Annotated in this window: 23 protein-coding genes; 12 read left to right on the top strand and 11 right to left on the bottom strand. The window is 38.1% G+C overall.

From position 1 onward, the window contains the following. The 7 genes from I6J02_RS12935 (at window position 1) to I6J02_RS12905 (ending at window position 9,362) form a co-directional block, all read left to right on the top strand. Complete coding sequence (locus I6J02_RS12935; RefSeq protein ID WP_201678304.1) at window positions 1–1,455, top strand: RagB/SusD family nutrient uptake outer membrane protein; 1,455 nt, start codon at window positions 1–3, stop codon at window positions 1,453–1,455. Window positions 1,456–1,459: 4 nt separating this feature from the next. After that, a complete protein-coding gene (locus I6J02_RS12930; protein WP_201678303.1) occupies window positions 1,460–2,233 on the top strand; it encodes a DUF4843 domain-containing protein in 774 nt (257 codons plus the stop codon). Between the two features lie 10 nt (window positions 2,234–2,243). After that, window positions 2,244–3,800, top strand: coding sequence for a PKD-like family lipoprotein (locus I6J02_RS12925; protein ID WP_201678302.1), 1,557 nt, complete (start codon window positions 2,244–2,246; stop codon window positions 3,798–3,800). An 11-nt stretch (window positions 3,801–3,811) separates the two neighbouring features. Continuing rightward, window positions 3,812–5,188 (top strand): TlpA family protein disulfide reductase, encoded by a 1,377-nt coding sequence (locus tag I6J02_RS12920; RefSeq protein ID WP_201678301.1) that lies wholly within the window; start codon window positions 3,812–3,814, stop codon window positions 5,186–5,188. A 75-nt stretch (window positions 5,189–5,263) separates the two neighbouring features. Further along, window positions 5,264–6,769: a retropepsin-like aspartic protease gene (locus I6J02_RS12915; RefSeq protein ID WP_201678300.1), complete on the top strand. Its 1,506-nt coding sequence runs from the start codon at window positions 5,264–5,266 to the stop codon at window positions 6,767–6,769. Window position 6,770: 1 nt separating this feature from the next. Beyond that, window positions 6,771–8,003: a thioredoxin family protein gene (locus I6J02_RS12910; protein ID WP_201678299.1), complete on the top strand. Its 1,233-nt coding sequence runs from the start codon at window positions 6,771–6,773 to the stop codon at window positions 8,001–8,003. Between the two features lie 18 nt (window positions 8,004–8,021). Then, the gene (locus I6J02_RS12905; RefSeq protein ID WP_236581856.1) at window positions 8,022–9,362 is read left to right on the top strand and encodes a TlpA family protein disulfide reductase; all 1,341 of its coding nucleotides are present in this window, start codon (window positions 8,022–8,024) and stop codon (window positions 9,360–9,362) included. 79 nt (window positions 9,363–9,441) lie between these two features. Here I6J02_RS12905 and I6J02_RS12900 read toward each other — a convergent pair whose 3' ends face one another. Beyond that, entirely contained in the window at window positions 9,442–10,299 is an 858-nt protein-coding gene (locus tag I6J02_RS12900; RefSeq protein ID WP_201678298.1) for an aminotransferase class IV, read from the bottom strand. Between the two features lie 18 nt (window positions 10,300–10,317). Then, window positions 10,318–11,361: an RluA family pseudouridine synthase gene (locus I6J02_RS12895; protein WP_201678297.1), complete on the bottom strand. Its 1,044-nt coding sequence runs from the start codon at window positions 11,359–11,361 to the stop codon at window positions 10,318–10,320. A 101-nt stretch (window positions 11,362–11,462) separates the two neighbouring features. On the opposite strand from I6J02_RS12895, the gene I6J02_RS12890 reads away from it, so the two are divergent. After that, entirely contained in the window at window positions 11,463–12,353 is an 891-nt protein-coding gene (locus I6J02_RS12890; RefSeq protein WP_201678296.1) for a 1-aminocyclopropane-1-carboxylate deaminase/D-cysteine desulfhydrase, read from the top strand. 132 nt (window positions 12,354–12,485) lie between these two features. After that, a complete protein-coding gene (locus I6J02_RS12885; protein ID WP_201678295.1) occupies window positions 12,486–13,232 on the top strand; it encodes an isocitrate lyase/phosphoenolpyruvate mutase family protein in 747 nt (248 codons plus the stop codon). A 126-nt stretch (window positions 13,233–13,358) separates the two neighbouring features. Here the strand turns inward: I6J02_RS12885 and I6J02_RS12880 are convergent, their stop codons facing one another. From I6J02_RS12880 to I6J02_RS12865, 4 genes are all read right to left on the bottom strand, one after another. Beyond that, a complete protein-coding gene (locus I6J02_RS12880; RefSeq protein ID WP_201678294.1) occupies window positions 13,359–14,357 on the bottom strand; it encodes a virulence RhuM family protein in 999 nt (332 codons plus the stop codon). Window positions 14,358–14,511: 154 nt separating this feature from the next. Continuing rightward, window positions 14,512–15,243, bottom strand: coding sequence for a hypothetical protein (locus tag I6J02_RS12875; protein ID WP_201678293.1), 732 nt, complete (start codon window positions 15,241–15,243; stop codon window positions 14,512–14,514). Between the two features lie 281 nt (window positions 15,244–15,524). After that, complete coding sequence (locus I6J02_RS12870; protein WP_201678292.1) at window positions 15,525–16,604, bottom strand: linear amide C-N hydrolase; 1,080 nt, start codon at window positions 16,602–16,604, stop codon at window positions 15,525–15,527. Window positions 16,605–16,796: 192 nt separating this feature from the next. Continuing rightward, complete coding sequence (locus I6J02_RS12865) at window positions 16,797–17,216, bottom strand: GNAT family N-acetyltransferase (protein ID WP_201678291.1); 420 nt, start codon at window positions 17,214–17,216, stop codon at window positions 16,797–16,799. A gap of 174 nt (window positions 17,217–17,390) precedes the next feature. Here I6J02_RS12865 and I6J02_RS12860 point away from each other — a divergent pair, with 174 nt between their 5' ends. Beyond that, window positions 17,391–18,263 carry a hypothetical protein gene (locus tag I6J02_RS12860; RefSeq protein WP_201678290.1) on the top strand — a complete coding sequence of 291 codons (873 nt, stop codon included), beginning with the start codon at window positions 17,391–17,393 and terminating at the stop codon, window positions 18,261–18,263. 83 nt (window positions 18,264–18,346) lie between these two features. Here the strand turns inward: I6J02_RS12860 and I6J02_RS12855 are convergent, their stop codons facing one another. The 3 genes from I6J02_RS12855 to I6J02_RS12845 form a co-directional block, all read right to left on the bottom strand. After that, a complete protein-coding gene (locus tag I6J02_RS12855) occupies window positions 18,347–18,775 on the bottom strand; it encodes a DUF3995 domain-containing protein (RefSeq protein ID WP_201678289.1) in 429 nt (142 codons plus the stop codon). A 107-nt stretch (window positions 18,776–18,882) separates the two neighbouring features. Beyond that, entirely contained in the window at window positions 18,883–19,650 is a 768-nt protein-coding gene (locus I6J02_RS12850) for a TIGR03915 family putative DNA repair protein (RefSeq protein ID WP_201678288.1), read from the bottom strand. Between the two features lie 11 nt (window positions 19,651–19,661). Beyond that, on the bottom strand, window positions 19,662–20,915 hold the full coding sequence (locus I6J02_RS12845) for a putative DNA modification/repair radical SAM protein (protein ID WP_201678287.1): 1,254 nt from the start codon (window positions 20,913–20,915) through the stop codon (window positions 19,662–19,664). A 151-nt stretch (window positions 20,916–21,066) separates the two neighbouring features. Between I6J02_RS12845 and I6J02_RS12840 the strand changes: the two genes are divergently transcribed. Beyond that, window positions 21,067–21,564 carry a DUF1905 domain-containing protein gene (locus I6J02_RS12840; RefSeq protein ID WP_201678286.1) on the top strand — a complete coding sequence of 166 codons (498 nt, stop codon included), beginning with the start codon at window positions 21,067–21,069 and terminating at the stop codon, window positions 21,562–21,564. A gap of 26 nt (window positions 21,565–21,590) precedes the next feature. Here I6J02_RS12840 and I6J02_RS12835 read toward each other — a convergent pair whose 3' ends face one another. After that, a complete protein-coding gene (locus I6J02_RS12835) occupies window positions 21,591–22,688 on the bottom strand; it encodes an Atu1372/SO_1960 family protein (protein WP_236581855.1) in 1,098 nt (365 codons plus the stop codon). A 136-nt stretch (window positions 22,689–22,824) separates the two neighbouring features. Here I6J02_RS12835 and I6J02_RS12830 point away from each other — a divergent pair, with 136 nt between their 5' ends. Next, complete coding sequence (locus I6J02_RS12830; protein WP_201678284.1) at window positions 22,825–23,622, top strand: AraC family transcriptional regulator; 798 nt, start codon at window positions 22,825–22,827, stop codon at window positions 23,620–23,622. Window positions 23,623–23,636: 14 nt separating this feature from the next. On the opposite strand, the gene I6J02_RS12825 is transcribed toward I6J02_RS12830, so the two are convergent. Further along, window positions 23,637–24,131, bottom strand: a complete 495-nt coding sequence (locus tag I6J02_RS12825) for a thioredoxin family protein (RefSeq protein WP_201678283.1) — start codon at window positions 24,129–24,131, stop codon at window positions 23,637–23,639. Window positions 24,132–24,137: the final 6 nt, after the last annotated feature.

Raw genomic sequence — 24,137 nt, 5'->3', positions numbered from 1 at the left:
ATGAAAAAGAAATTAATAATCACCTGTATGGCAGCAGTCTTTTTGGTCAGCTCCTGCAACAAGTATCTGGATGTTCTACCTAAAACACAAATACCGGAGGAGGCTCTGTTTGATTCAGAACAAGGATTTAAAGATGCATTAGCCGGTGTATATATCAATGCTAAAAATGAAAACGCATATGGAAGACATTTAAGCTACGGAGCGATTGAGAGCATTATTTCCAGTTGGGATATCTCATCAGGTACAACTGAACAACAAATTGGACTATTTAATTATCAGGATGATAGAGTTTTAGCATTGTTTAACGGCATTTTCAGTCAGCAGTACAGAACTATTGCTCATATCAATCAAATTCTGGAAAATCTGGAGTCCAGAAGAGCTGTATTGAAAACAAAGAACATGTACGAGCTTATCAAAGCAGAATGTCTGGCTATGCGCGCTTGTGTGCATTTTGATCTGATACGTCTTTATGGTCCTATGCCTCTTGAGCCTTCAAAAGGTAATCAACTGGCATATGTCACTACTTTTGGGAAAGGGCTTAACGAACATATTTCTTACGATCAGTTTAAGCTAAGAATCTTTCAGGATCTGCAGGATGCTGAAGCCTTGCTCAAGCCCTTCGATCCAATTATAAAGTATAGCCTCACAGAGCTTCGCAGACCGAATAGTGGAGATTTCTTTCCTGACGACACGTATTTTGCTTACAGACCTCTGCGTATGAATTACTATGCTGTAAAAGCACTGGAGGCAAGAGCGCATCTATGGTATGGAGAAAAGGATCTTGCGTTTGCCTCAGCAAGTGAAGTAATCGAAGCAAAGGATTCAAACGGTACGCCGAAATTCAAGCTTGGTACCGGTGCAGATTTTACAGCCAAGAATTTTGTGCTTACCGGCGAACAGATCTTTGGACTGTATGAAAATAACATGAATAAAAGCTATACAGATTATTTTGGCAGCGGTATGTATCGGAAGGGAACCACAACTACAACCATTAGCCGGGACCTCTATGGGAATACAGGAACTGATATGCGTGAGGCCTCACTATGGAATTTAATAACATTAACCAACGGTGCGAAATATTATGTTATTTCCAAATATCAGCCTCTGGAGCTCAACGCAACGTCAACCGACAATGACTACAAACAAATACCGATCTTACGGGTCAGTGAAATGTACCTGATAGCAGCAGAGGCAGCTCCATTTGCACAAGGAGTAGAATACTTCAAACAATTTCGTGCTGCTCGTAATATTTCACAGTTGGCTGTCCCTCAGAATGAGCTGGAACTGAATATCCAAATCCTTCGGGAATATAGAAAAGAATTCTACGCCGAAGGACAGGCTTTCTTTGCATTCAAACGTACAAATGCGCCCAAATCACAGATTTTATTTGTTCCAACAGCGGCTACAGTCAATTACCTTCCGCCAATGCCAACCGTAGAAATCACAAATCAATAGAAAAATGAAGAACTATACATATTTTATTATAGTTGCTTGTTTTGTTATGGCAACTATTGTCTCCTGCCAAAAGGATCAGTATTATTATTTTAATGATGTGGCAAGAATTCAGTTCGGACCGCCTCAGTATACCGGTAAAACGATATATTCAGAATACGCAGACACCACTAAGTCAGCTACTTTCTACTATGATGATAGTAATGTAAAGCTGGATACCGTATATTTTGATATATACACTATAGGTGGTATCAAGAATACAGACCGTATTTACAAAATCCAACAATTACAATTAACCGGACTTGACAATGCTGTACCGGGTAAACATTATATTCCATTTGATGATCCTTCCATTCAGCAACTCTATGTTATAAAAGCAGATTCTGTACATGCTCAGGTGCCTGTAATTCTGAAAAGAGATCCGGAATTAAAATCTAAAACATTGAATCTGGGAATCGTCGTTCAGGAAAATGAGAATTTCAAGTTTGGTGAACAAACGAAGTTATGGCGTAAACTTAGTTTTACAGACCGGTTAAGTAAACCCGATACCTGGACAGCTTCTTTTAGTCAGTATTATTTTGGTCCATACAGTGTGGTCAAACATGCCTTTATGATTGAAGTCACTAATGAACGATGGGATCAGACATTTATGTCTAACCTTCCACTAGACGTCACTAATTATTACAAATCGTTCTTAGCGACGGCCTTGATCAACTATAATAAAGAGCACCCCAATAATCCGTTAAAGGATGAAAACGGTGTCATTATTTTCTTTCCTTAATCAGCTAAATATGAAAACAACTAATTTTTTATTATATGTAATAGGAGCTGTACTCTTGTTCTCTTGTGCAAAAGACAAAAGTAATTACAGCTATACAGACGGAGAGCTGATCACTATTGAAGGACTCCGGGATAGCTATTCTCTTATTTCCCAGAAAGATACATTAAAATTGAATCCTACTATACAATCAAATAAAGAAGGAGAATTTGAATACCGATGGGGAATCTACGAGACTAATGTTCAGGGACGTACCGAACCACTGGATACCATTGCCCGTACCAAAGAACTGAATTATTATGTACAGGAGGATGCCAAAGACTGGATACTGGTATTTATGGTGCGCAACAAAAAGACCGGCTACACACAATATAAGAACTCAACATTAACAGTTAATACACAGTTTACACGCGGGTGGTATGTGCTCAAGGATGACGGAACTCAATCTGACCTTGATCTCTTCTTAACACCGGCTACTGCCCTGGCGGAAGGAAAAGTTGAAGATGTATTTAGCCTTGTTAATGGCAAAAAGATAGATGGTAAAGCCACTTCTTTAAGCTTCTTCTCGGCTTACAAAAGTACGGTAACAGGTACATTAGGTAATACTCGTGCTATTATGGTTTCAACGGAACAGGACATACAGGCGATTAATCTCAACACACTCAGAACCATCCGTAATAAAGAAAGTATCTTTTTAGGTGGTGCTCAGAGTGTAGGCCCTGCATCTGCCGTATTTATAGCCTCCACGGCCAATCATGTGATAAACAAAGGACAGCTTTATAATATTAATTCCAACTCTCCAAACTCAGGACAATTCGGAAACAGGATAATGGTAGATGCAAACAATTCTACGTACGAACTATCGAAGTTCTTCTGTACCAGTACTAATGCTGATCCCATATTATTCGACAATATTTCAAGCTCATTCGTTACGCTGGCAAATGGTTCAGGATCTTTAATGACAAACTTCTCAACAGTTGCAAATGCTCCTGTCCCGGTTAAGAATAATAATAAAACAGCATTGTATATGGGATTCAAGAATTCCGTGTATTTACCTGCTCCAAACTATTATTCACAGGTGAAAGGCTACGGAGTTTTTCAGGATAAAACAAATCTTTCGCTTAAAACTATATCCTATCTGGAACAGGACAAGTTAGTTTTAAAAATCACAAATGACACGATTGCCAGTTCCAGACAAATCTTTAATGCAACTCAGTACAGTTTACTTACGGAAGATGAAAACTTGCTCTACTTTGCAAACCGCAACCAGCAGATATACAGCTATAATCTGAGTAATAAATTTGAACAATTACAATACGCACTTCCCGCTGGTGAAGAAGTGACATTCATCCGACACCTGAAATATACATCTACTGCTGATGCCGCTTTTAACTTCAATTTTGTAATCATCGGATCCAAAACAGGCTCAAATTATAAAATCAGAATGTTCAGAAAAAATTCCGGCAACCTGGAATCTACACCTTTTCAGACACTGGAAGGAAAAGGTTCTCCAAAAAACATCATCTATATATCACCAAGAGTAGCTGAAAACACTTTTCCAAATTCATAATCTAATCTATCATGAAAAAAACACTTCTAATATTTATATCAGCCCTTTCCGGTTTAGTGACATTTGCCCAATCTCCTGTAGAAATAAAAGGTAGTCTGGAAAAAGAATTTCTTAAACCTGTCAAACTTTTTAAAGTCGTGGAAGGAAATGCGGTAGAAATTGCAACTTCCACACCTCAGGGTGAAGGCAAATTTGGTTTTATTTTCTATCCCCAATACGAAGGATTATATGCTTTAGGAACAGGAAACCCAGGCAGTCCGAATGATAATTATAAATTCTATTTCAAACCCGGAGACAAGTTATCCGTACGGTTACTGGATTCCAGTTACGTATTGACCGGAACAGAAAACAGTAAAGAAAATCAGATCCTGACCCAATGGCATGATTTTGTCTTTCCATTAGAACAAAAAGCAATCAACTTTATGAAAGTGCAGAGTACTTTCGTTGATTTCTTCCCTGATCTGGAAAATATTACGGAGAAAGCAAAAGGATTCGGACAAGGCAAATCATCCGGCAATCCTACATTCGACAAGCATCTTAAGAACTACATGAGCAGTGATCTGGCTATGTATGCAACTAACTTTTTAAGTACACCCAGATCTGCACATCCGGCTACAGATGAACTGAGCCCGTTTTATGAAACAATAAAAGCAAAAGATTTTGCAGCAACCACCCAATTGGTTTATGAAAATCCCTGGGGACGTCGTCTCCTCTCCGGTATTATAATGCTCAATATGAAACAGGAAAAGATCAAATATGCTCAAGGAATACAGGGTGTAAAAGATCAGTTTGTGTTTTTGTCAAATGACACATTAAAGGGGGATGCGGTATTAGATGCGGTAAGCAGACTGAAAACATTTGAAGCCTATAAAGAAATTATGGATCAATATGGTTCTTTCGTAGTTACACCTAGTCAGAAGAAACGTAATATGGATATTATGTCAGAGCTTGCGCAGCTAAAAGCCGGAGATGCAGGTTTGAATTTTGCATATCCGGATCCAAATGGAAAGACTGTAAAATTTGAAGATCTAAAAGGAAAAGTTGTCCTGATAGACGTATGGGCAACATGGTGTGGGCCCTGTAAAGCTGAAATTCCTTTTTTGAAAAAGCTGGAAGAAGAGATGAAAGGAACAAACCTGCAGATTGTCAGTATCTCTGTAGATGAAGCCAAAGACAAAGATAAATGGGCTAAAATGATAAAAGATGAAAATCTGGGTGGTCTTCAGTTATTTGCTTCTGGATGGGGTGATTTAGCACAATACTACAAGATTAAAGGTATTCCCCGTTTTATGATTTTCGATAAACAAGGTAAAATTGTAACAACTGATTCTCCAAGGCCTTCTAACCCGGAATTGAAAACATTATTAAACAAAATTTTGCAACAATAAACCTGGTAATGGTACAGTCTGAAAAGTGAAATTTTCTTTTCAGACTGTATTGTTTTATTAATACCAAGAAAGCATATGAATCGTATTTTTTTTAGATCAGTATTGATCTTCATGCACTTGCTCTGTTTAAACTTTGCATTTGCACAACAGGATCACAAACTAGTACAGCAAATCAGGCAGGCCTTTAAGGATAAGAATTCTGCTAATTTAAAGGCCGCTTTAGCACCTTCATTTTCTGTTGCCGGAAATACGCAAGAAGGAGCGTTGCGTTATCTGGATCATATTCTCTCGAGCTATCCGGCTCAGGATGTCAGATTTCTATCCATTAAAAAGCAAGATTCAGGACATAGAATAGCAATAGAAATCAGCAAAACAGATAAGAGCACGATACAAACAGCCTTGTATACCGACTCTGCAGATCGTATACTCTATCTGGATCTTTTTGATCAGCTCTACGGTATGAATCGCTATCAGACATCTCGCTTACGGGCTAAAATACCTTTCGAAAATCACGAGGGAACAATAATATTATCGGTAAAGATTAATGATTTTAAACGTCCTTTACGCCTGCTGTTTGATACAGGAGCCGACGGCATGGCCGTCAGCCAACAACTTGCCGATGAAATCGGACTTAAAGTAACCCGTCAGAATAATGCTTCTGTGGTAGGAGGCAATATGCAGATTCAGGTATCTGATAATAATACTATTTTCTTAGATACGCTGAAATTATCCGGTCAGGGTATTGCGATATTTCCGGAGATGCACAGGGAGACAGATGGCATCATCGGCAATAGTCTTGTAAAGCGATTTATCACAAAAGTTGATTATGATAAATCCGAATTGCTGCTCTATGATTTTGGAAATTATCAGTACGAACAAGAAGGACATACTATTCCTGTTGAAATGCCTGCTGGTTTACTTATCATCCCGGGTAATCTGGAAATCCGCCCTGGAAAATCCTATACCGGAAATTTTGTTTTTGATACAGGAGCATCCTATTCATTGATATGTTTCAGGCCTTTTGTCCGGACAAACAAACTGCTGGTTAGCGGATTTAAACCGGAGTACCAGGGCACCACAGCAAGCATGGGTATGGTCTCCCCTACTTTTACCGGACGAAGTCACAGCTTTTCTTTTTCTCATTTACCAGCAGTACCCAATTTGCCCGTTACCCTCATGGCAGGAGGAGCTAATAACGAAAACTGGAAACCAGAATTTGACGGATCGATTGGTGTACGCCTGATCAGCAGATATAATTTCACCATCAATCTCCAGAACCGGGAGATATATCTGGAGCCTAATCACCTGTATCCGTATCCTCAGGATTTTTCAATCGGCAGTTATCTGTTTGGATATGATTCGGACGGCACATTGCGTTTACTCAGTCTCGTGGGTGCCGAAGACGAGAAAGTAAAATTAACACCCGGAACAGCGATCTCAAGTATCAATGGCATTCCGACACATACTTTCTTAAAGGATAAGACTGCTCTGGAAAGCATCTTAAATCTGGAAAAGGGTACAGCTATAACTATAGAGCCAGAATCTGATACTGTTACACAATCTTACACCATCAACCGATAATATGAAAACAAATTTCAAAAAACTTCATACACTTATTATACTGATGCTCTTCAGCACAGGGTTATTAGCACAGCAGCTTAATGTTTTCAAAGGTTCATTTGATCAGTTAAAGGCCCAGGCACAAAAAGAAAACAAGCTTATTCTGGTTGATCTATACTTTGAAGGTTGTATGCCCTGCAAACAAATGGACAATGAAGTATTTCCTGATCCTAAAATCGTGTCGCTGTTAAACAAGGATTTCCTGCTTTTCAAAACAGATGTATTTAAAGAGATGGAAGGAAAGCTTTTGTCCCGCAAATACGCAGTGAGTGGTTTCCCGACTTTTCTATTGTTAGATGCAACAGGAAAATTAATCACTATGGAATCCGGCTTTTATGCCGTTGATCGTTTTGCAACATTATTAGAGACAACAAAAAAGCAGGCATCTAACAATATCTTCAAAGCTTTTGATACGGATCTGAACAAATCTTATCCGGATTTTTATTCTGCACGATATATGATGACCGGACAGAAGTTTGAATCTTCAGTCGTAAAGGAATATCTGGACAAACAATCCGACCCACTTTCTGAAGTTCCGTTTGTATGTATCCTGAACTCCAATATCTCACATTACAATCAGCTTATATACAATCATCTTCCCGAATTACTGGAGCGCTATGGTACATCCATTCTGCAAAACAAGATTACATCTATGACAAAGGCTAATATTGTGAAATTTGGTAAAAACAATCAAAAAGACAGCTTGTTAGCCACGCTGGATTATATCAGGCCCACTTACAATGAGCGTCTGTGGTCCGTATATTTACCCATATTTATTACAGATTACTACAAAAACGGTGGCCAGGCTACAGATTACATACAGCTTATAGAACAGATTAAACCTTTCGCATCATGGGACGCAGAAAGTAATGCATACGCCAGACTCATTATAGATCAGAAACAGCAAACCGAAGTTCTGAAAGCATTGGAATTAAAATACCGTACAGCGTTGAAAGAAACGACTACAAATGTCGCTGATCAATATAAATACAGTTTGATACAGGCATATCTCGGAAATAAAGAGGCTGCTATGGATCAGATTCTCAAATTAAAAAAGAGTCCGATGAATGCAGATAAAAATCCGCTGATTTCTGCACATGCAATTACGGAGCTGGAAAATGCAATTAAGAATAATACTGTAATGGCATTAGAACCAGTCAATGCATTGACAACAATTCCTTACTCCTTAAACTAAAATAACAGTATAAATCATATGAGAACTTCCTTATTCATTCTGTTACTGAGTCTCCTGACCAGTAGCCTGATGGCTCAAAATGCCACTATTATCAATGGAACTGCAGACAAAAAAGCCTACGCAAAAGTATTTCTTTACAAAGTATTGAATGGTCGTCTGGTGGAAATAGCTACGGCTACGCCAGATTCATCCGAACGCTTTGCTTTCAAATTCACACCTGAATATGAAGGATTGTACGCAGTCGGCGGATCAGATGTCCTAAGTTTACGTCATGTATTTAAATTCTATTTTAAAGGAAATGATGAACTCAACATCCGCTTAGAAAAAGCAAATTATTCACTTTCCGGTAACAATAGTCCTGAAAACATTGCACTGACAGACTGGTTCAAAGCATCTTATTCGCTATTGGATAAATCCGTCTATTGGTCCACACTAAGTACCTACATGGATTTCTTCCCGGAAGTAGAAGAAATGTATACTCAACTTGACGCAATCAAATCACGTAATAAAACGGGGAATGCTAAATTTGATGCTTTTTTTTCCAAAATAGTAGATTTTGATTTTGCCAATCTGGCTATCGGTTATCTCTATACACCTCGTTCTGCCCATCCAAGCAAAGAAGAACTTTCAGATTATTATATCCAGTTCAAATCAGATCCGTTTCTTTCGGACGACTTGTTAAAGTTTCCTTATGGAGACCGTTTGATGACCAATTTAGTGTATAAAAAAATTGATCTGGCGAGTAAACCGACTTTCGAACAACAAGTAGAAGCGATTCCTTCGGATGTTATAAAAGGACAATATGTATTAGCCCGACTTTCAGGAGCCCGCTCTTATACTGATTATCAGGAAATGTATAACCAATACAAGCAATATTTTATATTAAAGGATCAACAAGAACGTACACAAGGCATCGCTGTTAAGCTGGCTGATACGAAAGAAGGTACGCAGGCCATTGCCTTTAGCTATCCGGACATATCCGGTAAAAAAGTTTCACTGGCTGATCTGAAAGGAAAACTGGTATTGATAGATCTATGGGCAACCTGGTGCGGTCCCTGCAAAGCAGAAGAACCACATTGGGAGAAATTGAATGAACAGTTTAAAGGAAAAGATATTGCCTTTGTAGGGATATCTGTAGATCAGGACAAAAAAGCATGGGACAAATATGTTCCTGAGAAAAATCTAAAAGGTATACAACTGCATGCCGGCCCTGGAAATAATCTTTCAGCAGCCTACAAGGTAAACGGAATTCCACGTTACATGTTAATTGATAAAAAAGGAAATATTATTACGACAGACAGTCCAAGACCGAGTGACCCTAAACTTAAATCCCTGATTGAAACCTGGTTAGCCAGGTAAATTAAAAAAGGTGTCTGATAAATGACAGACACCTTTTTTTATAACACAAAGAAGAAAGAGTCAGAAACTTTACAAAACTCTAATCTTCAGCTTGATAATTCCATGTCAGCAATTTCTCCTGAAGTATTCTGGATATCTTATTAAAATATCTTTTTTGTTTATATCCCATTACCCATTGCACTCCATGCACAGCATTTGTACAAAAGATCTCATCCGCCTGGCTCATAATCTCCGGACTGATTTGCGCTTCTACCACTGCTATACCTTCATCCGCTGCCATATCCATCACTACTCTTCTCATTATCCCAGCAATACAGCCTTCTGAAATTGCAGGAGTATATAACACCTTCTCATAAAAGACAAATATATTGGACGAAAGGGCTTCACACAGATACCCTTCCTGGTTAAGTAACAATACTTCATCAAAACGATGCTTTCGCTTATGTAAGCCTGCCATGACATATATCAAAGCATTGTTTGATTTGAGTTTAGAGAGATCACTGTACGGTTTACGGTATTCGGTATATAAATCCACAATCAGACCGACCTTCTTATCCCGTAGTGATTCGGGTATACGTGCGATCTGAAGGACATAAGCCGTTTTATTAGTTTCGGGGCCATACAGTCCTCCCCCGTCACGATATACGATCAAACGGACCCGTACCTGCTGCCCCAGCATATTATTCTTACGAATCAGTTCTTCGGTCTTGGATTTGATAAAAAAGGCATCAAATCTATGTGCATCTTCCATATGTAACATACGGAGTCCTTCCTGCAAACGTTCAATATGAAAGGGCAAAAACCGGATATCCCCGTCTTTCCATAGCATAGTCTCAAACAGACCGTCACCATACCGGAAAGCTCTGTTATCTGCCGACACGATAGCGTCGGATTCCGGCACAATCTTCCCGTTGCAATTAATATATGTTGTAGACATAAAAATTCTAAATATAAATTAGTTGGTCTCCTGACCAGATGTCGTGGAGTACCCACGCCACTTCTCTAATGCTAAACGGAAATCTTCCGGTAATGGTGTTTCGAATGTTAAAAATTCTTTTGATTTGGGATGTTCAAATCCCAGAACCTGCGCATGAAGCGCCTGTCGTGGTAATAAAGCAAAACAATTCTCAACAAACTGTCTGTACTTATTGAACACAGTACCTTTAAGGATACGATCGCCGCCATATGCAGCATCATTAAATAGCGGATGTCCTATAGATTGCATATGCGCACGGATTTGATGTGTACGTCCGGTTTCCAGCTGACACTCAATCAGTGTTACATACCCTAATCTTTCCAGCACACGATAATGAGTAACCGACCATTTTCCTTTCTCCGGATCGTCATACATCGTCATCACTCTTCTATCCTTGAGGTTGCGACCGATATAACCGGTTACTGTTCCATCTTCAGCGATATCTCCCCACACCATAGCCACATATTTACGAACAATACTATGATCGAAAAACTGCTTGGCCAGGTAAGTCATAGCCCATTCTGATTTAGCGATCACCAACAGGCCACTGGTATCCTTATCTATGCGATGCACTAATCCCGGACGACCCGCATTCCCGGGCATAGTTGGCAACTGGTTGAAATGATGCGTCAATGCATTGACAAGCGTACCGGTGTAATTATTAAATCCGGGATGAACGACCATGCCTGCAACTTTATTAACAACCATTACTTCATCATCTTCAAACATGATATCCAGTGGAATATCTTCCGGATATACCTCCGTATCTCTTGGCGGATCAGGCAATACAACAGAGATAATATCAAATGGCTTAACCTTATAACTGGATTTGATAATGTTGTCATTGACCAATACAGAACCTGCATCTATTGCATTCTGAATTTTATTCCGGGAGGCGTTCTCAACCCTGTTCATTAAAAACTTATCGATACGCAGCAAAGCCTGCCCCTTATCTACTTCGATTCTTAAATGCTCGAACAACTCCTGCTCGTCCTGTTCCTGTATTGCTAAATCTTCTGCCATCGTACAAAAATAGCTGAATTCAAACAAAATCCTCTTACTTTTGTAAAAGTAACCGAATATGTTGGTCATTTGACACTACAGGCAAGGTTTAATGTTTTACAATGGAATTGACATTCAATTTTCACAGTCCTGAGGAAGAAATAATATCACCTCTTTATATTGAAAAAAATATAAGGGTCTTTGTCAAAAGGGATGATCTCATCCATCCTTATATTTCAGGAAATAAGTGGAGAAAATTAAAGTATCCACTCCAGAAAGCGCTTCAGCAAAACAAAAAAAAGGTGGTTACTTTTGGAGGAGCATGGTCTAACCATCTCCTGGCAACTGCTTGTGCGGGAGCTAAATTCGGATTCCAAACACATGGCATTGTACGTGGTGAAGAAGTAAATAATCCTGTACTTACACTTTGTCGTCTATATGGCATGACGCTGCATTTCGTCAGCCGCGATCAATATCAGGATAAAGCAGCTCTTTACCTGCAATATTTTGGAGAAGAGACCGACCAAACATTCTTTATTGATGAAGGAGGATATGGCAGAGATGCTGCAGAAGGTTGCGCCCATATTATCGGAGATCTGAAGCATGATTATGATCACATTTGCTGCGCTTCCGGCACAGGTACCACAGTAGCCGGATTACAACTGGGACTCCAAAAGATGAACCTAACTACTGTTCTGCATACTGTCCCTGTATTGAAAGGTGGAGCATTTATTCGTGATGAAGTGGAAAACCTGGGAGTCGATCCTTCCGGAATACGACTACATACAGATTATCATTTTGGAGGCTATGCCAAGACTAAACCGGAGTTACTGGACTTTATACGTGATTTCGTGTCCCGTACCGGCATTATGATTGAACCTACCTATACAGGAAAGCTGTTTTTTGCGATAGATGATCTTATCCGACAGGATTATTTTAAAGCAGAATCCCGTATTTTACTTATTCACACAGGTGGATTAACGGGGTTTTTGGGTATGTATGAACGTTTCTAAACATTACAATCTATTGCTATTCTGACTTATTTTTTGTGCTGAATTTTAATCATTCAATAACATGGATCACTTTTTCCCAAAACAATTCGTACTATACAGGCGTTTTATAACTATAATCAACAAAAAAAGTCTATGTCACAATCCTTATTCAAACAATTACATCAACAGTCTACACCTCTTTTATTAGGAAATGTATGGGATGCACATTCTGCTCAACTTGCTGAAAAAGCAGGATTTGCAGCATTAGGATCTTCCAGCCATGCGATAGCCAACCTTCTTGGTTATGAAGATGGAGAGAATATAGCCTTCGAAGAATTATTTTTTATCGTAGAACGCATTGTTAAAGCAGTTAAAATTCCTGTGTCTGTAGATTTTGAAGCAGGATATGCTAATGATCCGGCTACTGTAGCCAAATATGTGAAAAAGCTTAGCGATATAGGTGTCGCAGGTATCAATCTGGAAGATGGTCAGGTTGAAAACGGCAAACGCAGTCTTGGAAGTTCACAATTACTGGCCGACAAGATAAAGGCCATCAAATCTGTAACCGATATTTACATTAATGCCCGGACCGATACGTATGTTACCAAGCAGGAAAATGCGTTGAAGCAATCTATCGAACGTGCATTGATTTATCAGGAAGCGGGAGCAGATGGTATATTTGTACCTGTTATTGAAACAAAAGCAGATATTCAGCAATTTACAACCGAAGTAGCTCTACCATTGAACGTCTTTCTCACGCCTAACCTCCCACAATATGACGAATTGGGAGAACTTGGAGTAAAAAGACTTAGCCATGGTGCCAAGCTTTATGAATGGCTAATGAAGAAGGCTGAAGAAGAATTGGCTTCATTCAAAAAACAACCGATACTCCCAAAATAAGAACTTAAAAAAGTTCTGCATGCTCTCCATATCCAATGTATGGAGAGCGTTTTTTGTTTAAGTAAATACTCTTAAGCAATTATACCAATGTTTGGATGTTTACAAAGTGCTTATCAGGTTACATCTTTATGGTCTTCGATTTTTGTTTTCGATACTTTTGCTTGTTCTATCAATATGTTTTACAAAATCTTCTTCCACTTTTGTAAGCATATTTTTATTCAGTTCTTTATATTTTTCATACTCCATTTTAGCTTTCTCCAGAGCTTGTTTGTGACTTATTGTCCCTGCATTTTGTAAAACCTCATTACCAGTCATTTTTAGAAAATCATCTAAACGTTCAACCCAATCTTTCATATACATCGGTCTTTGGTTTAAGGCTTGTAATTCTGCAAGTTCTAAGTAAGCTGAAACAGTTCTGTTTAAAATATTTAGTTCATTTTCATCTAAATAGTTTTTTGCAATTTCGGTGTCTTGTTTAGTAGGTTTCTCACCTTTGAATGTCGTTAAACCTAAGTTTGGTTTATTAGAATCAATTCTTTTGAAAATTATTTCAGCAGCTGTATTTCCGTGAGCAGCCCAATGCATCTTATTTTGAATAGTTTGAAAAAACTGAATGGATATTTCTTGCTTTGGATCATAGTCAATACTTGTAGCATAAATATCTAAAACTTTTCTCCAAAACACTTTTTCTGATGAACGAATATCTCTGATACGAGCTAAAAGTTCGTCAAAATAATTCCCGCCTCCGGCTTGTTTTAATAATTCGTCATTAAGTGTAAAACCTTTTACAAGGTATTCTTTTAGCCGGGCTGTTGCCCATTGTCTAAATTTAGTTCCTTGATGACTTTTAACTCTGTATCCAACTGATATTATGATGTCTAAGTTGTAAAAATTAGTTGGTTTGGTAGAAAAATCGGAAATTCCGATTTTTCTAACAGAACTGCCCTCTTCAAGTTCTTGTTCTTTATAAATGTTGATTATGTGTTCATTAATTGTTGAGCGAGATTTTTGAAATAATTCTGCCATTTGCTCAATTGTCAGCCAAACAGTTTCGTTTTCAAGTCTTGTTTCTATTTTGGTTTTCCCATCTTCTGTTTGGTAAATGATAATATTGCCTTCAGCCATAATTATTTAATTTCAATTATTCTCAAATTTAGAAAAAGGACACTGAATTCATGGATAGTGGTTTGTAAATTCCTTCCATATTATCTCCACAAATATATATACAGTTTCAATCAGCTTACCTGGAGGAAATCCCTTTTAGCCATCAGGGCTTTTGTCAATTGTTTAATACTTTACCAATTTCCTCACCACTATAAGTCATTACGAAATTACTACTTGTCTGATCATCCAATGTCACACTTTTTAGATTTACAAGGTCAGAAAGAATTTTTAGAAGCTCTGATTTTACATTTATTTTAGGCTTGGAGGCACCAAATCTTTGATTGGTAATACGTAATTGTTCCAGACCTTTTGCATCCTTCAATTCGCTCAGACCGGATAAATAATTCATACTTACCAAGGATACATCTTTCAAGTTTGTCAGTTTTGAAAAATTAAAAAGATTTTTTGATTTAAGATGAAATAGCATTAAGCTTTTTAAGCTTTCAAACTCACTCAAAAATGTCAGGTCTACAATACATGGAACTTCTGAAATGACAAGTTTTTCGAGTGATTTTATATTTGGGACAGTAAAGTCTTTAGTTTTTGATTTAAAAGTATCTATAGTAAGAGATTTTATGGATAGACTTTTTATGAAATCTAAATTTTCGAGACTTCCACCTGAAATTTGCAATTCTCTCAATGTCAAACATTCGGATACTGGGGAAAAATCCTTTATGCTACCTGAGAGTGTAAGTCTTTCCAGGTGTGTAAAATTTTTCAAGAACTTCAGCGAAATCGGCTTGAAGAAAATCAGCATTAGATCCTTAATTTCTGATAAACCTCTGTCTTTAAGGATATCTAAATCTTTTACGCCGTTTGATATTTCAATTTCTAATTTGTCGGTCATTTTCTTTTTAGGTTTTTGTGTTAGTGAACTTGCAGGTCACATATAAATATACGAAACTTTGTCATAAAAACAGCCTCCATAATAGAACACTTACTCCCCCTATTCCGGTTCTTTATTTTTTCAAGTCTTCCTTTTTTTGGTTATATACCTCCATATTTATAAACTAAAAAAGCGGCCATAAATAAAGACTTTATAGCCACTTTTTACTTAATGGTCTTGGTCCATTTTTACTCAGAATTTATTTTAAAAGAACAAATCCGGATAAAAAAGTATTGCTTATTTTAAAAATTTGCTCCTGCAAATTTAAACGGAGCAGTTACTTTAAATGAGCCGGAAGATTCTCCCGAATACGTTTCATTATGAGCAACTGAAAGCTTTAATACTTTGCCCTTCTCACTAAAATCTAATTTCTTCAAATCTACCCAGAATGTATTTGGAGTCAGGACTGTTTCGAAATAATAAACAAGATTTTTATGATCCGACAATGATCTCCATCGTGTGGATGATATATTAGGTTCTTGCTCAGAAGAAATACCAAATGGAACAGAACAATTACGAATAACACTCATTACACTTCCTACAGCTACTCGGGTATCATCTGTCTGCGGTATAGCTCCGAGATAAAATTTAGCCCTCGCAAAACGATCAGCAGCACGGTTAGTACCCGGCAGCATAATGTTTCCCGGAATAGAAGACCAGTAATTGCTTAACGCTAATTGTTGATCAAACACCGGAGAGTTAGTCATCACAGTATAGGAAGGATCATGATGAATAACCAGTTTACCATCTATATACTCAAAAATTGCATTATCGCCTTTAGCATCAGATACAGAAAGATGTAAAGTTGTAAACTTATCGGTTCCTGGAATTACATCTGACACAACCACAAAATCATGCTTGCGCATCGCATTGACCACTTCTTCTACAGTAGCAAAATTATCCAGCATATACTGCGCCCAGGCAGATATAGCCAGTCCTTTCTTTCCATCTTTCGGATTAAATGTTTCATACTTTGATTCTACTAACCACAATACATTAGCAACCAATCCTTTTTCATTCATTCCGTCAGTAGTCGCAATATCAAAAGCACTGGTTATCAAACTACCGTATTGTGATGTCCACTCCAGCGAATATGCTCCTATTTCACCGTTTCGCTTCATACCTCTCGGAAAAACCCAAAGGTTAGCCGGAATATCATCCTTCCAGTCCATTGAACGGGCAGTTATTATAGTATTAGCAGGTCCTTTATAGACTAAACGTGTACATGCGTCAAGCGATGAGGGCAAAAGAGACAAACCACAAGCCAAACCCATACAAGCGAACTGAAATCGACGTAATGTTGACATTTTTTTATTTTCCATACTTTTTAATATAGTTTATTTAAATAATAGGATAAATACTAAGTTAAATCTTTTTTACTATTAAAATGTCTAAAAATATAAAAGAATAGCTATGTCTGAGGGATATCATTTACAAAGAGACAGAAAGCTTCCGGCAGCATTGCTGAACATCAGGTTTTATAGAGTAAGTAACCCCGATCAGGATGAATTACATCAAAGTATCAATTCCATTCGGACATAGCGAATATTGTTTTTGGTAAAAGTATCCCCAGTTTTTTGCATACCAAACTTTTCATAAAAGGCCATTGCATCAAGACGGGAGTTGCACCAGATCGCTTTTGCATCATAACGACGACAAAATTCAAAAACGGCAAGCAACAACTGACTCCCTATGCCTTTGTGCTGATGATTTTTTAAAACTGCAAATTTCCTGAACTGAAACAAGTCTTCATAACGAAAAACAGAAATTACTCCAACAATTTCGTCACCTAAATAGGCCGCAAAATGAGTTCCTTCAAAATCATCATCAATCTGTACATCTTTCAATGATCCATCAGGATAAAGAATACGTTGCCGAATATTCCAGGTACGCGGAGCGACTACCTGTTCAATTCGTATAGCTTGACTTTCCATAAGCATACTGTTAAAGATTCTTTACCTGCAAAAATATAAAGATTTGAGAACTACTTTACAACCTTTCCTATCGACAAACTCTTTCACTAGAATTAAAAGAGATAAAACTCGAGATCAAAAAGCAACCTGTTATTTATTTTATTAATTCTAAAAACTAAACCCTAACTTTACAACATGAAAAATTACATTCTACTTGCATTTACTTTAATCTTTTCATTTAAAATTCATGCACAGCAACAACCTGCAGCATACGCTTTAAATGAAGAGTATAACTTCTGGAATATTGATCAGGGTGCCACAGCATATGTTATAGCGGATCAGGCATACATACGGGATTATCCTAACACTACAGCCAAACTCATAGATTCAGTAACTGTAGGAACAGCCGTAAAAATCTTAAGTCCGGGATACAATGGTAATAAAGTAAAAGGATTTTCTGCACCCTGGCATGAAGTTTCCTACCAAAAGAATAATGAAACAAAAAAAGGGTTTATCTGGTTAGGATTATTGGCTTTGGGACAACAGGTAGATAATGAAGGTAATCAGTATATATTTGGTTTTGACAGATTTGTTCCTGAACGCAATGAAACACCCGCATATTATAGCTGTGATGTCAAGTTACTGGATAAGACCGGAAAATTGATCAGTAAATATAATTTTCACTATGATTACCTTGATCAAAGCTTTTTTCAGAGTAAGCTTTTACCTAACATGGGATTGGACGGTTTGAAAAATATCCTAAGACTTGAATTTGCTGGTGAAGCCTGTGGTATTCCAAGTGAGTATTATTATGTAGGCTGGAATGGCAGTGAATTTATCGACATGCCAAAGCGTTACACTGTAAGTGATGCCGGAATTTTCTATTATGAAGAAAAAATACTCTTTCCCTCCGAACATAAAAAAGAACCAAATATGGTGTACAAACTAATTGAAGAGGGACAGGCAGATGATCCGGACAAAGAAGATTCTAAACTCACGATTACAAAAAAACAGGAAACCTATATCTGGAATGGAAAAGTGTTCTCTCAATTACTGGAAATGAAGTAAAATATCTTATTACATATTATACATCCAAAGGCCCCGGCAGCAAAATACTGTCGGGGCCTTTGAATTTTGCCAAAGAGCACATATCACAGCAACAGCAATATATGTCCCAGAACCAGTAACAAGCATAAAGGAGTATAGATCCATTTATCTCTGACAGCAAAAGTAGTTTGCGTAAATCGTTTGGTAATCCCCACATATCTGAAGTCACCAATAGCACGTAGCAAAAAGATAGCACCAACAACAATAATTGCATAGCGTAATAAAGATTCCTCAATGTTCAACTGAAGAAAACCAATATACATCAGATTAACTCCCGCAAACAGAAAAAGTCCTAAAGCAACGAATAAGGTACCGCCTTTCCGTGGCACAAAGATGCGTCTTCCGTTACTATCTGTTGGTATCGTGCCCGCGATTCCCCATTCTCCGCCTAAAACCCAGTATACATGCAGAACGGCTAGAAAAACAAAAATAAATGCATTCACATATGCAGGTATAATGTCAAATATTATCATGGAAATACAAATTTTAAAATATAATATAGTAACTGCTTAATAGATCCCAATCGCCTTTAAGATGAATAATGAAATTTGATAAGGATGCGTTGGTGTTCCTGAATTTGTCACCCCAAAGCTAGCGATTTTTCATTAAGATATTTCCAATATCGTTTGGGTACATGTTGTATATGGAGTTTCATATTCTTCCGTTCCTTAATATTTACACTCTGAAAATATCTCTTCCACAAATCGTCATACAATAGTTCATTTTCATGTGCCTTATCCATTACATTTTGATCTGAAGGAATGAAATCGAAATGAACTTCTGTCACTTCTGACTTGTCATAGTAGATTCCATAATCTCGTTTCACATCATAAATAAGCCACAACTGATCCGCATATCTGTTTTTAAAATGCGAACTGATTAGTGGTAAAATATTGAAATCAGGTTCTATTCTGGCCATATATAGTCCATCCTCCATTTGTCTGAACCGCACAAAAGCTTTAAACCGGTGACGTTCGCGGGATACTGACTTCGTAATTTGCTTGAGTTTCAACACATCTTCATGTCCATAATTAGCGGATACCTTTACCTTTGATCCCAGATAATACTGAACCAGACGGAGGATCAGTAATTCTATATCATTTTGTTCGGAAAGGTAAGCGCAGTAAAGTTCCTGCACAACATCCTTCCCTGCTTTAAGAACAATTCCTTTGAGCACCCTCTCTGCTTTATTACTGTCCGTATAGACCAGATGTTTCTCCCCAAATAAATGTTGCTGAGTTGTTTCATTGTTTCTACTGATGGCATGAACATCCATCCGGTATTCATACACCTCAAAGATTAATGTCATTAATCCATACCAACTCCCGTCATATGCGATGATCATCATACTTTTTCAAACTAAAACAAGGTCAATTGTTGATTGAACATTTTTTCATATTTGGATTTGCCGGAGGTCAGAATATAGTGCTTGATTGTTTCAGCTGGCTTATCCGACCGTAAAGGCACAAATCCCTGACAGCTGATAAAATATTTAACCTTATTAACAGACACGCCTATTTTCTGAAGGTTTTCCAGACGCAATGCGCCAAACCTCCTTGCAGCTACAATTTTTTTTGCAGACGTCACACCTATACCCGGCACACGCATAATCATTTCATAAGATGCCCTGTTAATATCGACAGGAAACTGATCCATATGGCGTAATGCCCATCCAAGTTTGGGATCTATATCCAAATCCAGATGGGGATGAGTTTCATTGAGAATATCCTCTCGCTTAAATCCGTAAAATCTCAACAGCCAATCTGTCTGATACAGTCTGTTTTCACGTAATATCGGAACTTCAGAGCCTAATCCGGGAAGCCTTTTATCATTGGAAACAGGTACATAACCCGAATAATAAACACGCTTAAGGTTATAATGCTGGTAATAATGATCTGCGGTCTTCATAATATGCAGATCAGATTCTCCCGATGCCCCAATAATCATCTGCGTGCTCTGCCCGGCGGGAACAAATTTGGGGGTGGACCGGATAATTTTCTTTTCTTCTTTGGTACGGATAATTTCGTTTTTGAGATAGCCCATCGGCTTATCCATATCTGCCCTGTTCTTTTCAGGAGCCAGAAGTTTAAGCCCCTGTTCCGTAGGAATTTCCAGATTTACACTCAGACGATCTGCATACAAGCCTGCTTCGAACATCAGTTCATCGGAAGCACCGGGAATTGTTTTAAGGTGAATGTAACCATTGAAATTGTGCTCCTGTCTAAGTTTCTTTGCTATTTTTGTAAGCCGCTCCATCGTATAATCTGCATTCTTAAAAATACCGGAACTCAGGAACAGCCCTTCTATATAATTACGTCTGTAGAAATTGATGGTCAGATCCACCACTTCCTGCACCGTAAAAGCTGCGCGCTCAATATTATTGCTGCTACGGGAAACACAATACGCACAATCAAAAATACAATGATTGGTCAGGAGAATCTTCAGTAAGGAGACACATCTGCCGTCCTCCGTGTAGGTATGACAGATACCTGCTCCTGTATCGCCTAATCCGTTTTTTGTATTTTTACGATTACTTCCGCTGGAACTGCAACTTACGTCATACTTGGCGGCATCAGCCAGTATTTCCAGTTTTTGTTTTATTCGATCCGACATAAACTAATTATATTAGCAATATTACTAATTATATTAGCTGTTTCAAAATATTTTAACAGTCAATTTATTACAATATGGGCACCTGCTATTTTATTTTGCTTCAATTTCCCTGTTGACATAGGGTTGTCACCGGTATCATTACTTTTGCAGGATGACTATAATTCAAAAAGGAACAGAAGGCTCCGATCTTCTTGTAGACAACATATATAACATAGAAAAATTTGAGGGAAAAGGCGGCTGGCATTTTATTCGTCTACCGGAAATAGCGCAAGACAGGAATGCTAAATTTGGCTGGGTCAAAGTTAGCGGAACTATTGATCATTATGAAATCCGGCATTATAATCTGCAGGCCATGGGAAATGGTATATTATTTTTACCACTTAAAGCCGATATCAGAAAAAAGATAAATAAAAAAGAGGGAAATCAGGTACATGTCCGACTGTTCCGTGATAATTCGGATATAGAAATTCCGAAAGAACTCAAAGCATGTCTTACAGATGAACCTGCTTTATACAGATGCTTTATGAATCTCCCCGAAAAAGAGAGAAAATCTATTATAAAAAGAATCTGTTCTGCTACAAAAGAAGCGGATAAAATAAACCGTATTGCTCAGACCTTACAAGATCTGAGCAGAATCGCTGAATTCTAATCTTTTTATAACTGGAGAACAGGAATTTATTCGATCTCAAATACCGCCTGTATTTCTACAGCAGAATTGACCGGCAAAGAGGATGCACCAAACGTAGCACGGGCATGTTTACCTCTTTCGCCGAAAACTTTGACGGTAAGATCAGAAGCAATATTCATCAGGTCAGCGTGCTTGCTGTATCCGTCTTTCGTATTAAAAATACCGGTCAATTGCACACAACGGACTACTTTGTTGAGATCACCGTCCACAGCATTATTCAAGACAGCCAATACATTTAACATTGTCACTTCTGTAGCTCGCTTAGCCTGAGCCTCATCGATCTCTACTCCTATTTTGCCGGGATGTACAATCTTTCCTTCTTTCAAAGCGACCTGATTGATAAATACCAGATTACCCGATCTTACGAAGGGCTTATAATTACCCGCCGGAGCCGGTACTTCAGGCAAAGTAATCCCCTGGTCTTTTAACATATTATTATTTACTGCTGTTGCTGCCGCGGGCGCTTTCTCTTTTTTAACAAATGCTCCTTTCATAGCAGATGCCACTTTTGCAATAGTCTCTCCCTGCAACTGAGCAAGATAACGCTCACTTTCGCTGGGTCTTGCAACATTCTTCAAAGAGGCGAGACTGGTCGTACCTAACACGGTATTTCCCTGAGGAGTTGATTTATCTATATGTTCATAACCTCTGATACCACTGGGTACAATAATCATCCCATGCACTGCCAGACTATTCCAAAATCCCTGAATAGCAAGCTCACGTCCTGCACCACTTCCTGCAGACATAAAAACAGTGGCTGGAATACCTTCAAGACTGTGGCGCTGCCATATTTCTACAGTCTTTGACAGAAACGCACTCATACCTGTGCTGATATTACCAAAATAAACCGGTGAGCCAAAAGCAATACCATCATATGCGGAAAGCTCCTCCACGGATGCTACCGGAATATTCTTTAACAACGGATGAGCAGAAACAGCAGTCTGCTTGATTACTGCAATCGCTTTACTATTCTTTTCGATACCCTTAGCGACTTCTTTAGCCAATTCATATGTACCTCCGTTATCAGAATAGAATAATACCAAAACCTTGGTCTTATCTTCCTGCGCTTCTATATTATTTGTCATAATCATAGCCATTATCATTAAGCAAACCATTCTTCCTATTCTCATATTAATACAATTTGGTGTTTAATCTGTTTGTAAAATAAATGTACAATGCAAAGATAAGACAGGCGCTTTTATTAATTTTGCCAAAAAAGTTATGAAAAACGACACGAAATGTGGCTTATTGGAACAAAAACAAGGCGAATTTTCTGACACCATCAGCAAGCAGGCGTATGTATGGTATGAAAAAGACTGGAAACATGATGACTATGAACATACACACAGTCGTGCGCAACTCCTTTATGTAGAAGAGGGATATCAATATGTACATATGGAACAGAAGATCTACTTATTACCACAGAATCATGTGATGTGGATTCCTTCATCTGTCAGTCATCGTACCACGTCCGAAGCACAGACTGTGAATTTAATGACAGTATTGTTCCATGAAAACCAGGCGGAAGCTTTTTATAAAAACATCCATGTATTTGCTGCACCAGCTATTCTTAAGGAAATGCTTCTGTATGCACAAAAGTGGAGTCAGCAGACGGATCCGGATCCGGAGGAGGATGCTTTTCTACATGCTCTGCTCATTAGTCTGCCTCACTTTTGCAGAGAAGCGGATAGTCTTCAGATTCCTATACCTGCTGACACACGATTACTCCCTGTCTGTGCTTATATCAATATGCACTTTCACGAACAACTACAGATTCAGCAATTAAGTGAGATCGCAAATTTATCTGTACGTACATTGGAAAGGATTTTTAAACAGGAAACAGGAATTACCGTACAGAAGTATATACAGCTGATTCGTATCATCAAAAGTATAGAATTGAGCGATTCCGGAAAATATACACTCAAGCAAATCGCTTATTTGGTAGGTTACAAAAGCGCTGCAGCCTTTAGTTCAAGTTATCTTGCGATAATGAAGAAAAGGCCGGGTACTAAAAAGTAAGAATCAATGAAGGATTACCGGGTAATTGATTTCCGGAAAAAAGCCAGAACTTTTTCCTTATCATAACCTTTTCCGGCTTCCAGACTTCCACTATCATGTACATTCAACACCTGACCATTCTTGTCCAGCACAATGAAAAAAGGATAGCCTAATTTTCCGCCTTCAGGAGCATATTTCTGAAAGACTGCTTCATTTTTATTCTCCTGTGAATAGTTAAGGTGATAATACAATACGTTCTTGTCCAGCAGATCTTTGATTTCCGGAGTTTCATGAATGTAGGAATTAAAGCGCAGACACCAGATGCACCAGTTACCGCCTGCCTGAATGATGATAGTCTTATTCTCCTTTTGTGCTTTTACAACCAAAGCATCTATGTCTTTCTGAGCATCCGCTTCCGGATGATAAGGTTTCTCAAATGTTTCCTTCTCATTTGCAGACTTAGTCTGTCCAAATCCCAATTGTACGCTACAAATCATCATGGCGAACAACAATATCCTGATATTTTTCATATTAAA

The sequence above is a fragment of the Sphingobacterium spiritivorum genome, assembly GCF_016725325.1.
GTDB lineage: Bacteria > Bacteroidota > Bacteroidia > Sphingobacteriales > Sphingobacteriaceae > Sphingobacterium.
Note: the sequence above shows the minus strand (reverse complement) of the source record. Positions and strands in the feature narration are given on the sequence as shown.

Coding starts and splice junctions, on each gene's coding strand:
- I6J02_RS12935 (WP_201678304.1), top strand. CDS start 1: ATGAAAAAGAAATTAATAATCACCTGTATGGCAGCAGTCTTTTTGGTC.
- I6J02_RS12930 (WP_201678303.1), top strand. CDS start 1,460: ATGAAGAACTATACATATTTTATTATAGTTGCTTGTTTTGTTATGGCA.
- I6J02_RS12925 (WP_201678302.1), top strand. CDS start 2,244: ATGAAAACAACTAATTTTTTATTATATGTAATAGGAGCTGTACTCTTG.
- I6J02_RS12920 (WP_201678301.1), top strand. CDS start 3,812: ATGAAAAAAACACTTCTAATATTTATATCAGCCCTTTCCGGTTTAGTG.
- I6J02_RS12915 (WP_201678300.1), top strand. CDS start 5,264: ATGAATCGTATTTTTTTTAGATCAGTATTGATCTTCATGCACTTGCTC.
- I6J02_RS12910 (WP_201678299.1), top strand. CDS start 6,771: ATGAAAACAAATTTCAAAAAACTTCATACACTTATTATACTGATGCTC.
- I6J02_RS12905 (WP_236581856.1), top strand. CDS start 8,022: ATGAGAACTTCCTTATTCATTCTGTTACTGAGTCTCCTGACCAGTAGC.
- I6J02_RS12900 (WP_201678298.1), bottom strand. CDS start 10,299: ATGTCTACAACATATATTAATTGCAACGGGAAGATTGTGCCGGAATCC.
- I6J02_RS12895 (WP_201678297.1), bottom strand. CDS start 11,361: ATGGCAGAAGATTTAGCAATACAGGAACAGGACGAGCAGGAGTTGTTC.
- I6J02_RS12890 (WP_201678296.1), top strand. CDS start 11,463: ATGGAATTGACATTCAATTTTCACAGTCCTGAGGAAGAAATAATATCA.
- I6J02_RS12885 (WP_201678295.1), top strand. CDS start 12,486: ATGTCACAATCCTTATTCAAACAATTACATCAACAGTCTACACCTCTT.
- I6J02_RS12880 (WP_201678294.1), bottom strand. CDS start 14,357: ATGGCTGAAGGCAATATTATCATTTACCAAACAGAAGATGGGAAAACC.
- I6J02_RS12875 (WP_201678293.1), bottom strand. CDS start 15,243: ATGACCGACAAATTAGAAATTGAAATATCAAACGGCGTAAAAGATTTA.
- I6J02_RS12870 (WP_201678292.1), bottom strand. CDS start 16,604: ATGGAAAATAAAAAAATGTCAACATTACGTCGATTTCAGTTCGCTTGT.
- I6J02_RS12865 (WP_201678291.1), bottom strand. CDS start 17,216: ATGGAAAGTCAAGCTATACGAATTGAACAGGTAGTCGCTCCGCGTACC.
- I6J02_RS12860 (WP_201678290.1), top strand. CDS start 17,391: ATGAAAAATTACATTCTACTTGCATTTACTTTAATCTTTTCATTTAAA.
- I6J02_RS12855 (WP_201678289.1), bottom strand. CDS start 18,775: ATGATAATATTTGACATTATACCTGCATATGTGAATGCATTTATTTTT.
- I6J02_RS12850 (WP_201678288.1), bottom strand. CDS start 19,650: ATGATGATCATCGCATATGACGGGAGTTGGTATGGATTAATGACATTA.
- I6J02_RS12845 (WP_201678287.1), bottom strand. CDS start 20,915: ATGTCGGATCGAATAAAACAAAAACTGGAAATACTGGCTGATGCCGCC.
- I6J02_RS12840 (WP_201678286.1), top strand. CDS start 21,067: ATGACTATAATTCAAAAAGGAACAGAAGGCTCCGATCTTCTTGTAGAC.
- I6J02_RS12835 (WP_236581855.1), bottom strand. CDS start 22,688: ATGACAAATAATATAGAAGCGCAGGAAGATAAGACCAAGGTTTTGGTA.
- I6J02_RS12830 (WP_201678284.1), top strand. CDS start 22,825: ATGAAAAACGACACGAAATGTGGCTTATTGGAACAAAAACAAGGCGAA.
- I6J02_RS12825 (WP_201678283.1), bottom strand. CDS start 24,131: ATGAAAAATATCAGGATATTGTTGTTCGCCATGATGATTTGTAGCGTA.